The organism is Kocuria sp. KH4 (assembly GCF_053711175.1).
In genome coordinates this window covers 151,980-165,390 of sequence record NZ_JBSJYX010000003.1, presented here as the reverse complement: position 1 = coordinate 165,390, position 13,411 = coordinate 151,980, and the positions used below count along the sequence as shown (strand labels likewise).

At 72.3% G+C, this 13,411-nt stretch carries 14 protein-coding genes; 6 read left to right on the top strand and 8 right to left on the bottom strand.

Features of this window, described 5'->3' with window-relative positions; genetic code table 11:
* Positions 1 to 16: 16 nt before the first annotated feature.
* Genes ACWCOM_RS04075 through ACWCOM_RS04060 form a run of 4 tightly spaced genes read right to left on the bottom strand, consistent with a single transcriptional unit; the run spans position 17 to position 4,042 of the window.
* Positions 17 to 796, bottom strand: coding sequence for an SDR family NAD(P)-dependent oxidoreductase (locus tag ACWCOM_RS04075; protein ID WP_454547460.1), 780 nt, complete (start codon positions 794 to 796; stop codon positions 17 to 19).
* On the bottom strand, positions 793 to 2,133 hold the full coding sequence (locus ACWCOM_RS04070; protein ID WP_454547459.1) for an MFS transporter: 1,341 nt from the start codon (positions 2,131 to 2,133) through the stop codon (positions 793 to 795). The genes ACWCOM_RS04075 and ACWCOM_RS04070 overlap by 4 nt, the downstream gene beginning before the upstream one ends.
* 26 nt (positions 2,134 to 2,159) lie before the next feature.
* On the bottom strand, positions 2,160 to 3,047 hold the full coding sequence (locus ACWCOM_RS04065; RefSeq protein WP_454547458.1) for a polysaccharide deacetylase family protein: 888 nt from the start codon (positions 3,045 to 3,047) through the stop codon (positions 2,160 to 2,162).
* Positions 3,048 to 3,073: 26 nt separating this feature from the next.
* Positions 3,074 to 4,042 (bottom strand): asparaginase, encoded by a 969-nt coding sequence (locus ACWCOM_RS04060; RefSeq protein ID WP_454547457.1) that lies wholly within the window; start codon positions 4,040 to 4,042, stop codon positions 3,074 to 3,076.
* A 184-nt stretch (positions 4,043 to 4,226) separates the two neighbouring features.
* Here ACWCOM_RS04060 and ACWCOM_RS04055 point away from each other — a divergent pair, with 184 nt between their 5' ends.
* Positions 4,227 to 5,228, top strand: a complete 1,002-nt coding sequence (locus tag ACWCOM_RS04055) for a LacI family DNA-binding transcriptional regulator (RefSeq protein ID WP_454547456.1) — start codon at positions 4,227 to 4,229, stop codon at positions 5,226 to 5,228.
* Between the two features lie 27 nt (positions 5,229 to 5,255).
* Here the strand turns inward: ACWCOM_RS04055 and ACWCOM_RS04050 are convergent, their stop codons facing one another.
* From ACWCOM_RS04050 to ACWCOM_RS04035, 4 genes are all read right to left on the bottom strand, one after another.
* Complete coding sequence (locus tag ACWCOM_RS04050) at positions 5,256 to 5,990, bottom strand: hypothetical protein (protein WP_454547455.1); 735 nt, start codon at positions 5,988 to 5,990, stop codon at positions 5,256 to 5,258.
* Complete coding sequence (locus ACWCOM_RS04045; protein ID WP_454547454.1) at positions 5,987 to 6,907, bottom strand: ABC transporter ATP-binding protein; 921 nt, start codon at positions 6,905 to 6,907, stop codon at positions 5,987 to 5,989. Before ACWCOM_RS04045 ends, ACWCOM_RS04050 begins: the two co-directional genes overlap by 4 nt.
* A complete protein-coding gene (locus ACWCOM_RS04040) occupies positions 6,904 to 7,299 on the bottom strand; it encodes a GntR family transcriptional regulator (RefSeq protein ID WP_454547512.1) in 396 nt (131 codons plus the stop codon). Before ACWCOM_RS04040 ends, ACWCOM_RS04045 begins: the two co-directional genes overlap by 4 nt.
* Positions 7,300 to 7,394: 95 nt before the next feature.
* The gene (locus ACWCOM_RS04035) at positions 7,395 to 8,411 is read right to left on the bottom strand and encodes a LacI family DNA-binding transcriptional regulator (protein ID WP_454547453.1); all 1,017 of its coding nucleotides are present in this window, start codon (positions 8,409 to 8,411) and stop codon (positions 7,395 to 7,397) included.
* A 234-nt stretch (positions 8,412 to 8,645) separates the two neighbouring features.
* On the opposite strand from ACWCOM_RS04035, the gene hisD reads away from it, so the two are divergent.
* The 5 genes from hisD to ACWCOM_RS04010 all read left to right on the top strand — a co-directional run bounded on the left by hisD (position 8,646) and on the right by ACWCOM_RS04010 (position 13,325).
* On the top strand, positions 8,646 to 9,992 hold the full coding sequence (gene hisD, locus ACWCOM_RS04030) for a histidinol dehydrogenase (RefSeq protein ID WP_454547452.1): 1,347 nt from the start codon (positions 8,646 to 8,648) through the stop codon (positions 9,990 to 9,992).
* 158 nt (positions 9,993 to 10,150) lie between these two features.
* On the top strand, positions 10,151 to 10,426 hold the full coding sequence (locus tag ACWCOM_RS04025; protein ID WP_454547451.1) for a hypothetical protein: 276 nt from the start codon (positions 10,151 to 10,153) through the stop codon (positions 10,424 to 10,426).
* Positions 10,348 to 11,493: an MFS transporter gene (locus tag ACWCOM_RS04020; protein ID WP_454547450.1), complete on the top strand. Its 1,146-nt coding sequence runs from the start codon at positions 10,348 to 10,350 to the stop codon at positions 11,491 to 11,493. The genes ACWCOM_RS04025 and ACWCOM_RS04020 overlap by 79 nt, the downstream gene beginning before the upstream one ends.
* 160 nt (positions 11,494 to 11,653) lie before the next feature.
* On the top strand, positions 11,654 to 12,400 hold the full coding sequence (locus ACWCOM_RS04015; RefSeq protein ID WP_454547449.1) for an SDR family NAD(P)-dependent oxidoreductase: 747 nt from the start codon (positions 11,654 to 11,656) through the stop codon (positions 12,398 to 12,400).
* Between the two features lie 103 nt (positions 12,401 to 12,503).
* The gene (locus tag ACWCOM_RS04010; protein WP_454547448.1) at positions 12,504 to 13,325 is read left to right on the top strand and encodes a hypothetical protein; all 822 of its coding nucleotides are present in this window, start codon (positions 12,504 to 12,506) and stop codon (positions 13,323 to 13,325) included.
* Positions 13,326 to 13,411: the final 86 nt, after the last annotated feature.

The following is a 13,411-nucleotide window of genomic DNA, read 5'->3' as shown; positions in this document are numbered from 1 at the left end:
GCTCCTCCTGACGCGTTCAGCTCGGCCACCGGACGGTGAGCCCGCCGTCGACGATCAGCTGCTGGCCGGTGACGTAGGCCGAGTCGTCGCCGGTGAGGAAGCGGATGGCGCGCGCCGCCTCGTCGACGTTGCCCACGCGGCCCCACGGGATGATCGAGCCCGCGGCGTCGAGCCCCTCCCGGCCCAGGGAGTTGACGGCGTCCAGCGACTGCGGGCTCTCGATCAGCCCCGGGATCACCGTGTTCACCCGGATCTTGCGGGGGGCGAGCTCGACGGCCAGGGAGCGGCACAGGCCCAGCAGCCCGGACTTCGCCGCCGCGTAGTGGGCGTGCTCCTCCCAGCCGTACACCCCGCCCGCGATCGAGGACGTGGCGACCATCGCCCCGCCCCGGCTCATCCGCGTGCTGCAGGAGCGGAAGACGCGCATCACCCCGGAGAGGTCGACGGCCATCATGTCGTCCCACGCCTGGTCGGTCATCTCGGCGAGCGCGGCCCGGCGGAGGATGCCGGCGGCCGCCACCGAGATGTCCAGCCGGCCGTACTCCTCGAGCGCCGTCTCGGCGAGCCGCTCGGTGTCCTCGAAGCTGCGCACGTCCATGGGGACGGCCGTGCACCGCCCGCCGGCGGCCTCCACGGCGCGGACGGTGTCCGTCGCGTCGTGGGGGTCCGACGGCAGGTAGCCGATGACGCTGTGCGCCCCGGCCCGGGCGTAGGCCACCGCCAGCGCCCGGCCGATCCCGCTGCCGCCGCCGGAGACGACGGCGACCTTTCCCTCGAGTCCGTCGTCGCGCATCATGCGATCACCGTCGTCTTCCGGTGGGCGTCCTTGATGGAGCGGGTCCCGGCCATGCACAGCGCCGAGGCGAGCAGGCCGCCGGTGCCGGCGATGATCGCGGCCCAGGCGGTGTCCACGCCGGCGGTGAGCAGGATGGTGAGCAGCCCGGACCCGGCGATGCCGCCGAGCGGGGCCATCACGTGGGCCACGTTCGCGCCCATGCCGCGCACCTGGGGCGGGAAGGACTCGCCCATGTAGAACAGCAGCGCCGCGTAGGGGCCGGTGAGGAAGAACAGCGTCATGGCGTAGAGCGGGATGATGTAGGCAGAGGTGCCCGGGCCGATCAGCATCGCGAAGCTGACCACGCCGCCGGCGATCCAGCCCAGCACCACGGTCGGCTTGCGGCCGATCCTGTCGCCCAGCCAGCCGTGGAAGACGTAGCCCACGAAGCCCACCGCATTGGAGAGCACCAGGATGATCAGGGCGTTGTCGAAGGACACGCCCTTGGCCTCCACCAGGATCGTGGTGCCCAGGACGGAGAAGACCTGGATGCCGAACCAGTTGAAGAACCAGGCCAGGGCCAGGCACGTGGTGTGCCGGCGCAGCTCCGGGGTGAAGACGTCCTTGACGCCGGTGTGGTGGTGGGCCGCCTCCTCGAGGTCGTGCTCGGCGGCCAGCGCGTGGGCGCCGTCCACGTCGCCGGCCGCGCGACGGCGCCGGACCTCCCGCATGGCGGCGAAGGCCGGGGACTCCGGCAGGCGCAGCGCCAGGAGCACGACGATGACGGAGAGCACCGCCGCGACCACGAAGGACCACCGCCAGCCGATGATCGGCAGGGTGATGGCGGACAGGCCCGCGGAGACGAGCGCGCCCACCGGCCACCCGCCCTGCACGAGGGAGTACATGAGGCCGCGGCTCTTGGCCTCCTTGTACATCTCGTTGAGGTAGACCGCGTTGACGACCTCCTCGGACATCGAGAAGCCGGAGAAGGCGCGGATGACCACGAGGCTGATCGCGCCGACGGCCGCCCCGGTGAGCCCCGAGGCCACCGCGCCGCCGAGCATCAGGACGATCAGGGCCTTCTTGCGGCCCATCCGGTCGATGATGGTGCCCACGGCGAGGGCGACGACGAACACTCCGATCGTGGCGTAGGTGTTGATCGCGGTGGACTCGGCCACCGACCACCCGAACTCCTCGGCGATGACCGGGAGCAGCGTGCCGAAGAGGGTGAAGTCGTAGACGGAGGCCACCCAGGCGATGAAGCAGACGACGGAGACCTGCCGGATCGTCTTCGGCGTGATCTTGACGTTCCACGGCTCGACGCCGGAGGGCGTCGGGTTCGAGCGCAGAGAGGACATGGCGGTGTTCCTTCGAACGTGCCGGGTCAGCCGGCGGTACGGGGACTGCGGGTGGCGAAGTCGCGGGCGACGTCCTCCATGAAGGCGAACTCGACCCCGTCGTGGCCCTGGATGTGGTCGAGGAGCCGCTCGAGCATCAGCAGGTTCTGCGGCCGGCCGCAGACGTCCGGGTGGATAGTGAGCGGGAAGACCGCGTAGTCCATCTCCCGGTACACCCAGTCGAACTGGTCCTTCCACAGCTGCTCGATGTCGCGGGGGCTCACGAAGCCGTGGCTGTTGGGGCTGGACTTGATGAACATCATCGGCGGGAGGTCGTCCAGGTACCAGGAGGCGGGGATCTCGATCAGGTCCGTCTCCTCGCCGCGCACCAGCGGCTTCATCCACTCCTTCGCCGAGGCCGCCTGGTAGTCGATCTTGGTCCAGGTGTCGCCGACCCGCACGTAGTACGGGGTGTGGTCGTCGTGCATCAGCGAGTGGTCGTAGAGGAAGCCGCGCTCGAGCAGGATCTCGTTGGTCACCCCGGAGAACTCCCACCAGGGCGCCACGTAGCCCACCGGCTTCTTCCCGGCGCGCCGGGTGATGAGGTCCGTGCAGTAGTCGAGGATCTCGGTCTCCTGCTCGCGGGTCATCGCGATGGGGTTCTCGTGCGAGTAGCCGTGGACGCCGATCTCGTGGCCGGCGGCGACCACGGCGTCGAACTGCTCGGGGAAGGTCTCGACGGAGTGCCCGGGCCAGAACCAGGTCACCGGCATGTCCCGGCGCTGGGCGAGCTGGAGCAGCCGCGGCACGCCGACCTCGCCGGCGAAGAGGCCGCGGGAGATGTCGCCCGGGGAGTCCTCCCCGCCGTAGGAGCCGAGCCAGCCGCCGACGGCGTCGACGTCGATCCCCACGGACACGTAGATCTTCTTGGACATGATGTCTCCTCAGGTGGATGGATGGTCTAGAGGTGGGCGGTGAAGGCCCCGGGGAACTCGGCGGGCGAGGTCCCCAGGGAGATCAGGAGGGCGGCGAGCAGGCGCGCCTGGAGCGGGTTGAGGTCCCCGGAGGGGACGGCGCCGGCCGCCACGAGGTCGGTGCCCCCGCCGTTGCCGTAGCGCGGGACCACGGGTCCCCACGGGGCGCGCGTGCTGAGCACCACGGCGCAGCCGGCCCCGACCGCCCGGGCGACGGCCTCCGCGAAGCCCGGACCGGCGTTGCCGACCCCGGACCCGGCGAGGACCACGGCCCGCGCGCCCGCGCCCACGGCGTAGTCGAAGAGGTCGGGGGTGGCGCCGGTGTGCGCCGTGATGATCTCCACCCTGGTGTTGTCGAAGGCCGCGGGGGGCAGCGGCAGCGCGGGGCGCCGGACCGGCCTCGCCGTGACCACGAGGCCGGCGCCGGCCATGTGCGCCACCTCGACGCCGCCCTGGAAGGGGCTGCTCGCGGTGGTGTGCGCCTTCCGGGCGCCGCGGGCGGAGCGGACCGTCCCGTCGAAGGAGATCAGCACCCCGCTGCCCCGCAGCTGGGGGGACGCGGCGGCCAGCACCGCCTCCTCGACGTTGCGCGGCCCGTCCGGGGACGGGCTGTCGGCCGGCTGCTGGGCGCCGGTGAGCACCACGCTCTTCGGGGAGCCGTGCACCAGGTCCAGCAGGTACGCCGTCTCCTCCAGGGTGTCCGTCCCGTGGGTGACCACCACGCCGTCGGTGCCGGGCTCGTCCAGGGCCTCCCGGGCCCCCTCCGCGATCGACCGCAACTGCCCCAGCGTGAGCCGGTAGCTGCCCGTGGTGAGGACGTCCCGGGCCGACACGGTCAGCTCGCCGTACTGGGTCCGGGCCAACTCGGCCGCCGTGTCCGTGGCCACGGACCCCGTGGGCCCGCTGCCCCGGGACGCGATGGTGCCCCCCGTGCCCAGCAGCTGGATGTGCGCCACGGGCCGCCTCCTCCGTCGTGGATGGTCGGGCGACCCGATGGGTCGCCGTTCTATGCAAACGAATGCCGCAATCGATTGCGTAGGATGTTGGCACCGACCTTAGGGTGGAACCGGCGTGACGTGCAACACATTTACCCAGATTTAACGTCCGTTACTGTGGGGCAACACATGCGAGGAGGCGGAGATGGGCGCGCGACCAGCGGTCACCCTGAAGGCGCTGGCGGCCGAGCTGGGACTCAACCCCTCCACGGTCTCCCGGGTGCTCAACGACCCCAAGGGGCTCGGCTCCCGGTGGGCCGCGCCGGACACCACCGAGCGCATCTTCGCGCTCGCCGAGGAGCGCGGCTACCGCAAGAACCCCTACGCCGCCTCGCTGCGCACGGCCAAGTCGCAGATGATCGGGGTCGTCGTTCCCCGCCTGCAGGACTACGTCCTGGCCACGATGTACGAGGGCATCGACGAAGCCGCCTCCGAGCACGGCTACTTCACCGTGGTCTCCAACTCCCTGGACGACCCCGGCGCCCACCGCGCCAAGGCGGAGAAGCTGCTGGACCGCCGTGCCGACGGGCTGATCTTCGGGGACGCCCTGTTCGAGGACCCCTTCCTGGACGAGCTCGCCGGCCGCGGCGTGGCCTTCACGCTGGTGAGCCGGCGCTCTCCGGGACACCGCTCCGTGACCTGCGACGACTACGCCGGGGGCCGCATGGTCGCCGAGCACCTCGTGGCCTCCGGCCGCAGGACCTTCGGCCTCGTCGCGGGCGACCCCCGGGCCTCGACCTCGATCGACCGGTGCGCCGGCTTCCTCGACGCGCTCGCCGAGCACGGCCTCGGGGTGGACCCGGCCCGGGTGGCCCCGGGGGGCTTCGACGCACCGGCCGGCAGCGCGGCCGCCGAGCGGATCCTCGCCGCCGGGCCGCTGCCCGAGGCGGTGTTCGCGGTGAACGACTTCGCGGCCATCGGCGCCCTCGGCGTGTTCACCCGGGAGGGCATCACGGTCCCGGGGGACACGGCCCTCGTCGGGTTCAACGACACGCCGCTGGCCGGCAGCGTGGGGCTCACCACCGTGCGCTCCCCCATGCACCGCATCGGCCGGCAGGGCTTCGAGCTGCTGATGGACGTCCTGGACGGCAAGGACGTCGAGAGCGTGCGGCTGCCGCCCGAGCTGGTCGTGCGGGCGAGCACCTGAGCGGCGCCCCGCCGCCGGCGGGGACCGTCAGGCGGGCATCCTGCGCAGGGTGAGGTAGGAGCCCGCCGCGAGCAGCGCGCCCAGCAGGAGGGCCCACAGCGTCAGGCCCAGCGCACCGGCGTCGAGGACCCACCCCCAGACGTCCGGCCAGGCCTGCTGCCAGGTCACCAGGGCGACGAGCCCCACGACGGCGAGGCCGAGCGCGAGCAGCACGAGCACGAGCGTGGCCGTGCCGAAGCGCTTGAAGATCGTCGCGAACCAGAAGCCCACGACGAAGAAGAGCATCGTCGCCACGAAGTACGCCAGGCCGGCCGCGAGCGGCCCCTCCGCCCACACCCACTCGAGGTAGGCGAAGTACCCGTTCATGCCGTACCCGCCCGTGGCCTGCTCGATCAGCCCGAGCAGCACGAACGCCAGCGACATCCCGAGGCCGCTCACCGCCGCGGCCGCCAGGGAGCCGAGGTAGAACTCCCGGCGGGTGAGGCTCATGGCCTGGGAGAAGGGGAAGGACAGCGTCATGGCCTGGACCCCGACGACGAGGAAGTACCACAGCGGGGCCTGCGAGCCCCCGCCGATCTTGACGCCGGCGCCGCCGGCGCCCTGGATGATCCAGTAGACGAGCATCGTGATGACCCACGCCCCGCCGAGCACGAGAGCGGGCACCCAGACGAAGGTCTGCGTGTTGACGAACTGCAGGCGCACCACGTTGAGCGTGCGGTGGCGCGCGGCGGCAGGGCGCGCGGCGGCATCGGGGGCGGTCATCGGAGGGCTCCTTCCTGGGCGGCCGCGTCGAGCGCGTCGCGGCCGGGCGAACGGTGCTGCGTGAGGCGCACGATGAGCTGCTGCAGGGAGACGGGCGCCAGCTCGAGCCCCGCCGCGGTCAGGGCCGCGCGCTCGGTCTCGTCGAGCCGGCCGAGGAACGTCACGGAGGCGACCCGGCCGAGGCCCTCGCGGTGGATGACCTCCCGGCCGTGCACCGCCCGCTCCACCGCGGCGGCGTCACCGACGACGTTCATGGCCTGGGCGCGGGCGTCCTCGGTGGACTCGTCCATGACGATGCGGCCCGCATCGATCACGAGCACCCGCTCGAGCAGGTCGGACACCTCGTCGATGAGGTGGCTGGACAGCAGCACCGTCCGGGGGTGCTCGGCGTAGTCGGCCAGGAGGCGGTCGTAGAAGATCTGCCGTGCGACGGCGTCGAGGCCGAGGTACGGCTCGTCGAAGAAGGTGATCTCCGCGCGGGAGGCGAGTCCGATGACGACCCCCACGGCCGAGAGCTGACCGCGCGAGAGCTTCTTGATCGTGCGCCTGAGCGGCAGCTGGAAGTCCTCGACGAGCGCGTTGGCGAGCTGCTGGTCCCACCGCGGGAAGAACAGCCGCGCCGAGGCGAAGGCGTGCCGCGGGGTGGCGTCGTCGGGGTACTTCTGGCTCTCACGCACGAAGCACATGCGGCTGAGCACCCGGGCGTTCTCGTAGGGGTCCTCGCCGAACACGCGCACCCGGCCGCTGGTGGGCAGGTTCTGGGCGGTGAGGATCGACATCGCGGTCGTCTTCCCGGCACCGTTGCGCCCCAGGAGGCCGTAGATGGTGTCCTGCTGGACCTCGAAGCTCACATCGTCGAGGGCGAGCTTGTCCTTGTAGCGCTTCGTGAGGTTCCGGACCTCGATCACGGAGTTCATGCTGACGTCCTATCCGGCGGAGATGGCGGTTCCGTGCGGTCGGCACCGGCACGGACGAGCGCTGCGACGTCCTCGGGACCGAGCCCGATCTTGCGCGCCTCGGCGAGCAGCGGCTGGACGTAGCGCAGGGCGAAGGCGTCGCGCCGCTCCTGGAGCAGGAGCTCGCGGGCGCCCGGGGAGACGAACATCCCGATCCCCCGGCGCTTGTACAGCACGCCCTTGGTGACGAGCATGTTCACCCCCTTCGCGGCGGTGGCCGGGTTGATCCGGTGGAAGGCGGCTAGTTCGTTCGTGGACGGAGCCTGCTCCTCCTCGGCGAGGGTGCCGTCCACGACCGAGTCCTCGACCTGCTCGGCGATCTGCACGAACAGGGGCCTGCCCTCCTCGATCACGGCGACCTCCGAGTCCATGGGTTAGTTACTCAACTAATGAACCACGGCACCGAGGCCACGTCAAGGGTCCGTGCGATGCCGGCGCCGGGAGCTCCTCAGGAGCCCGTCACGGACCGCGCGGCGGGCGCGCCGGTGCTGCCCCGGACGATCAGCGTGCACGGGAACTGCCGGTGCTGCGCCGGGCGGTCGGGCGCGCCGATGCGCTCCAGCAGCATCTGCGCCCCGGCCCGGGCCATCTCCCGGCTGGGCTGGCGGACGGTGGTGAGGTCGAAGGACGGCCAGGACGCCATGTCCACGTCGTCGTAGCCGATCACCCAGCAGTCCCGCGGCGCCGACAGGCCCCGGGCGCGCAGCGCGTCCAGAGCCCCGAACGCCATGTAGTCGTTGGCGCAGAAGACGGCCTCCGGCGGATCGGCCCGGGCCAGGAGCCGGCCCGTCACGTGCTGGCTCGCGTCGTGGGAGAAGCCCGCGTGGACCCGCAGGTCCTCGGGCACCGGATGCCCCAGCTCCGCCATCCGCTCCAGGAACCCGCGGGCGCGGTCACGGGAGGTGCTGGCGTCCGGCAGCCCGCCGACGAACGCGGCGCGGGTCCTGCCGTGCGCGTGGAGGTAGTCGGCCACCGCGGCGCCGCCGGCGGCGTTGTCGCTGGCCACCTGGTCGGCGTCGAAGCCCTCCACCACACGGTTGATGAGCACGATCGGGCTGCGCTTCTCCACCGCCACCTGCAGCTCCACCGTGTCCCCCGTGGCGGTGGTGAAGATGACCCCGTCGACGGCGCGCTCGCGGATCGCCCCGAGCGCGTCGTGGTGGCTGTCGCCGCCGGCGTTCCAGAGGACCACCCGGTAGCCGGCGCGGTCCAGCTCCCGGGTGAGCTCGTCGAGGACCTCGGGATAGAAGGGGTTGGTGATGTCCTTGACGACGACCCCGACCGTGCGGGTGCGCCGGGTCTTCATGGCCTGCGCCCCGGCGTGGGGCACGTAGCCGAGGGCCTCCATGGCCGCCTGCACCTTGAGCCGCGTCTCGGGGGCGGTGCTGGTCGCGGAGGACAGGACCCGGGACACGGTCGCCTGGGACACCCCCGCCAGCCGTGCGACGTCTCGGCTCGTGACCATGCGGGCCTCCTCGGGGTTCCCGCGGGCGGCACCCCCGCGTACAGCGATCATATCCACCGCCCGCGCCGGGGCGAGCAGCTGCTGTGGACGCCGCTGAGTATACGTATTCACGAGACACAATCAACCCGTTGCCCGGCGTCGTGAATACGTATACAGTCGATTGTGTCCTGGTTCACAGAGACCGACGAGGGGCGCCGCGGTGGCCCCTCCCACCGATTGAGGAAAGGCATTGCCATGTCCGCAGGAACGACCACCCCCTCGTCCGTCGCCTCCACCATGCTCAAGCGCCCCGGCAAGACCGACACCGGCCGCGGCAGCTCCCCCGAGGTCCGGACCATCGTGGAGGGCGTCATCGACGACATCCGGACCCGCGGTGACGCGGCGGTGCGGGAGTACTCGCAGAAGTTCGACGACTACGGCCCCGAGTCCTTCCTGCTCGACGACGAGCAGATCGCCGAGATCATGTCCCGGGTCCCGCAGCAGGTCATCGACGACATCACGTTCGTCCAGGAGCAGGTGCGGCACATGGCGACCAAGCAGCTCGAGTCCCTGCAGGACTTCGAGATCGAGACCCGCCCCGGGGTCCGCCTCGGCCAGAAGAACGTGCCGATCCAGGCCGCCGGCGCCTACATCCCCGGGGGCAAGTACCCGCTGCTGGCCAGCGCGCACATGACGATCGTGACGGCGAAGGTCGCCGGGGTCGAGCGGGTCGCGGCCTGCACGCCCCTGATCAAGGGCGAGGTGCCCGACGCGACGATCGCGGCCATGCACCTGGCGGGCGCCGACGAGATCTACCTGCTCGGCGGCATCCAGGCCGTCGCCGCGATGGCCGTGGGCACCGAGACCATCCAGCCCGTGAACATGCTGGCCGGGCCCGGCAACGCGTTCGTCGCCGAGGCCAAGCGCCAGCTCTTCGGCGAGGTCGGCATCGACCTCTTCGCCGGGCCCACCGAGGTCCTGATCGTGGCCGACGAGCACGCCGACCCGTTCGTGGTGGCCGTCGACCTGCTCTCCCAGGCCGAGCACGGCCCCGACTCCCCCGCGGTGCTCATCACCACCAGCGAGGAGCTCGGCCGGAAGGTCGTCGAGCACGTCGACACGCTGCTGGTGGACATGCCCACCAAGGACTTCGCCGAGCCGGCCTGGCGGGACTGGGGCGCGGTGCACGTGGTGGAGACCCTCGACGACGCCTACGCCCTGGCCGACGAGTACGCCTACGAGCACGTGCAGATCCTCACCGAGAACCCGCGCGAGGCCCTGGAGAAGATGCACGACTACGGGGCCCTGTTCCTCGGCGAGGGCACCTGCGTGTCCTACGGGGACAAGGTCATCGGCACCAACCACGTGCTGCCCACCCGGGGCGCGGCCCGCTACACCGGCGGCCTGTGGGTGGGCAAGTACCTGCGCACCGTCACCTACCAGGAGGTCACCGACACGGACTCCAGCGCCTTCTTCGGAGAGCTGTGCGGACGGGCCTCCCGCGTGGAGCGCTTCGAGGGCCACGCCCGCTCCGGCGACGTCCGGGTGGCCAAGTACCGCGGGGGATCGCTGCCCTGGTCCGACCACGTCTTCGGGAACTGATCCGGCGCCCGCCGCCGGATCCGGCCCCCACCGGCCCGGGCACCCGGGCCAGGCCCCGCCGTCCCTCCGCGCCTCCGCCGTGAGCCGTGGGGGGCCGGGCGCCGCTTCGTCCCCGATGTGTCGCACCGCGACCACCGTCACCCTGAACGGAGCCTTCCATGGCTACTGCTGCAGTCACCTCCATGACCCCTGACCAGGTCCGGCGCCGGAGCCTCTACTCGGGCACGATCGGCGCGATCGTCGAGTGGTACGAGTACACCGTCTACGCCACCGCCGCCGCCCTGGTCTTCGGCCCGCTGTTCTTCCCGGCGATGGAGCCGGGCATCTCCCAGATCGCCGCCCTGGCCACCTTCGGGTGGGCTTCGTCGCCCGGCCCGTCGGCGCCTTCGTGGCCGGGCACCTCGGCGACCGGATCGGGCGCAAGGCCACCCTGATCCTCACCTTCTCCATCATGACCGTGGCCACCGCCGCGATCGGCCTGCTGCCCACCTACGAGCAGGTCGGGATGCTCGCCCCGATCCTGCTGTGCGTGCTGCGCCTGGCCCAGGGCTTCGCCGTGGGCGGGGAGTGGGGCGGGGCGGCGATCATCGCCGTCGAGAACGCCCCGGAGGGCCGCCGCGGGTTCTACGGCTCCTGGCCCCAGATCGGGGTCTCCTGCGGGCTTCTGCTGGGCACCGCGGCCGTCACCGCCTCCGCGGCGATCTCCGGGGACGCCTTCGAGACCTGGGGCTGGCGCCTGCCGTTCCTGCTCGCGATCGTGCTCGCCGCCGTCGGGCTCTACATCCGTCTCAACGCCACGGAGAGCCCCGAGTTCCTGGCCGAGAAGATGCGCCTGGAGAGGCTCGAGGAGAAGGAGCAGCAGAGCAAGGCCCCGCTCAAGGTGCTGTTCAAGCACCACCGCAGGCCCCTGCTGATCGCGATCTTCGGCCGCTTCGCCGAGGCCGGCAACTACTACCTCTTCACGGTCTTCGTGCTCTCCTACGTCACCACGACCCTGGGCGTGCCGCGCCAGTACGGGCTGGTGGCCGTGATGATCGGGTCGGCCCTGAACATCGTGATGATCCCCGTCTTCGGCCGGCTCTCCGACAGCATCGGCCGCAAGAAGACCTTCCTCCTGGGCGGGGTCGCGATCATCGTCACCGCCTGGCCGATCTTCGCCCTGGTCCAGACCGGCCAGCAGTGGGCGATCATCCTGGGCGTGGCGCTGTTCCTGGCCCTGGGCCACGCCCTCGTGTACGCGCCGCTGCCGGCGCTGTACTGCGAGATGTTCCCCACCTCGGTGCGGTACTCCGGCATCTCGGTGGGCTACCAGATGGCCTCGATCCTGCTGGCCGGGTTCATGCCCGCCCTGGCCGGGGCCATCGTCCTGTGGACCGGGGGCACCGGCATGGTCGTGGCCATCATCATCGCCAGCACCGCCGTCGCCATGCTCTCCATCTCCTTCGCCCCGGAGACCAAGGACGTCGACCTCGCCGCCGTCGGCCGGGAGCGCTCCGCGTAGTCCCCGGAGGACACCGAGGTCCTCGGTAGCCGGGCGGGTTCCGCCCGGCCACCGTTCCGCAGCACCGCACCCACGGATAGGTTGGCCCCATGCCGCGACGCACAGCACCCCTGCTCCTCCTGCCGGTGCCCGGCCCCGCCCCGGCCCGGGAGCACCGGCGATGACAGCCGGCTGCCGCCTCGACGGCCACCGCGCCCTGGTGACCGGCGCCGGACGCGGTCTCGGCCGGGCCGTCGCCGACGCCCTCGCCGAGCTGGGGGCGGAGGTGCACGGCACCAGCCGCGACGCCGAGGCCGCCCGCCGGATCGCCGAGCGCTACGGCACCGCGCCGCTGCAGCTGGACCTCGGGGACGTCGGGTCCTTCCCCGGGTTCGTCGACGCGCTGGAGGACGCCGGCGGGATCGACCTGCTGGTCAACAACGCCGGGGTCAACGTCCCCCGGCGCGCGGTCGACGTCACGGTCGAGGACTGGGACACCGTCCTGGACGCCAACCTCAGGGGCAGCTTCTTCCTCACCACCGCCGTGGCCCGGCGCTGGCTGGCCGACGGGCGCGGCGGATCGGTCGTCAACGTCGCCTCCCAGGCCGGGCTGGTGGCCATCGAGGAGCGGGCCGCCTACGGGGCCAGCAAGGCCGGACTGATCCACCTGACGAAGGTCCTGGCCCTGGAGTGGGCCCGCGACGGCATCCGCGTCAACGCGGTGGCCCCCACCTTCGTGCGCACCGAGCTGACCGCCTCGACCCTGGACCGCCCGGACTGGGCGGCGGAGCTGCTCGCCCGCATCCCGGCCGGCCGGTTCGGCGAGCCCGAGGAGGTCGCCGCCGCCGTGGCCTTCCTGCTCAGCGACGCCGCCTCCCTGATCACCGGGCACACCCTCACCGTCGACGGCGGCTACACCATCCGCTGACCCCGCCGTCACCGTCCGGCTGCCGGGCCACCGCGCCGGGCTCCCGGCGCCGGCGACGACTACACTGGGGGCCCAGGGCTCGTGGTTCTCGGGGGGACCCACCATGAAGAACACCCAGGGCAGCAGCAGTGCGATCGGCTGGTTCGTCCTGCTCGCCGTGCTCGTCCTCCTCGGCCTGTTCCGCTTCCTGCTCCTCGGCGGAGTGGTCGTCATCGCCCTCGCACTGCTCGGCCTGCTCGTGTGGTCGAGCGCGAGCTTCATCCGGAGCCGGCTCCGCGAGGCACAGGACGCCGGGGGCCCGGGCAGCGGGGCCGACCCGCCGCCGGTGGTGAGCCGCCGGACCGGGCAGCAGCCGGTGGAGGAGGCCCGGGAGGCCGGGGCCTCCGCCATGCGCACGGCGTGGATCTCCTGGCACCTGCGCTCCCTGCCCCCGCAGGACGGCAACCGGGACCCCCGCCTCCTGGCCGGGACGCTCGCCGTGGTCCCGCAGGCCGACTGGGACGCGGACCGGCTGCGGCAGCACGGGCGGGCGCTGTGGTCGCTGCGCACCAGCGCCCGGGTGCACCACCTGCTCGAGCAGGTGGACACCGGCCTGGACCGCACGGTGGCCATGATCTCCGACCGCACCGACGACGAGTTCGACACCCGCCTCGGCCAGCTCGACGACCGGTACCTCTACCACCCGGACCGGCAGGTCCGCACCGCCTACCTGGAGGGCGGCGCCCTGGGCGTGGAGGCCATCATGGACGCCGTGACCGCCGCCCGCGCGCGGGCCCGCGAGGACGCCGCGACCCGGGCGGCCGCGGAGTCCCTGGCCCGGCAGCGCAACGCCGCGCTGCGGGCGCTGCGCCGGACCTACTCCCCCGCCGAGAACCGGGACGCCCACGCCGCCTGGGACGAGCAGGCGCGACGGATCCAGGAGTGACCGCCCGGCGTTCCGCCGGGCGGGACCCGCAGGCGCCGCTGGTCGAGCTCCGGCACCGGGGCGGCGCCGCGCCGCTCGGGCGAGGA

Excerpts from the sequence above, each read along its gene's own strand:
- ACWCOM_RS04070 (WP_454547459.1), bottom strand. The coding sequence starts at position 2,133 with ATGTCCTCTCTGCGCTCGAACCCGACGCCCTCCGGCGTCGAGCCGTGG.
- ACWCOM_RS04025 (WP_454547451.1), top strand. The coding sequence starts at position 10,151 with ATGGCTACTGCTGCAGTCACCTCCATGACCCCTGACCAGGTCCGGCGC.
- hisD (WP_454547452.1), top strand. The coding sequence starts at position 8,646 with ATGTCCGCAGGAACGACCACCCCCTCGTCCGTCGCCTCCACCATGCTC.
- ACWCOM_RS04045 (WP_454547454.1), bottom strand. The coding sequence starts at position 6,907 with ATGAACTCCGTGATCGAGGTCCGGAACCTCACGAAGCGCTACAAGGAC.
- ACWCOM_RS04075 (WP_454547460.1), bottom strand. The coding sequence starts at position 796 with ATGATGCGCGACGACGGACTCGAGGGAAAGGTCGCCGTCGTCTCCGGC.
- ACWCOM_RS04065 (WP_454547458.1), bottom strand. The coding sequence starts at position 3,047 with ATGTCCAAGAAGATCTACGTGTCCGTGGGGATCGACGTCGACGCCGTC.
- ACWCOM_RS04050 (WP_454547455.1), bottom strand. The coding sequence starts at position 5,990 with ATGACCGCCCCCGATGCCGCCGCGCGCCCTGCCGCCGCGCGCCACCGC.
- ACWCOM_RS04035 (WP_454547453.1), bottom strand. The coding sequence starts at position 8,411 with ATGGTCACGAGCCGAGACGTCGCACGGCTGGCGGGGGTGTCCCAGGCG.
- ACWCOM_RS04015 (WP_454547449.1), top strand. The coding sequence starts at position 11,654 with ATGACAGCCGGCTGCCGCCTCGACGGCCACCGCGCCCTGGTGACCGGC.
- ACWCOM_RS04010 (WP_454547448.1), top strand. The coding sequence starts at position 12,504 with ATGAAGAACACCCAGGGCAGCAGCAGTGCGATCGGCTGGTTCGTCCTG.
- ACWCOM_RS04055 (WP_454547456.1), top strand. The coding sequence starts at position 4,227 with ATGGGCGCGCGACCAGCGGTCACCCTGAAGGCGCTGGCGGCCGAGCTG.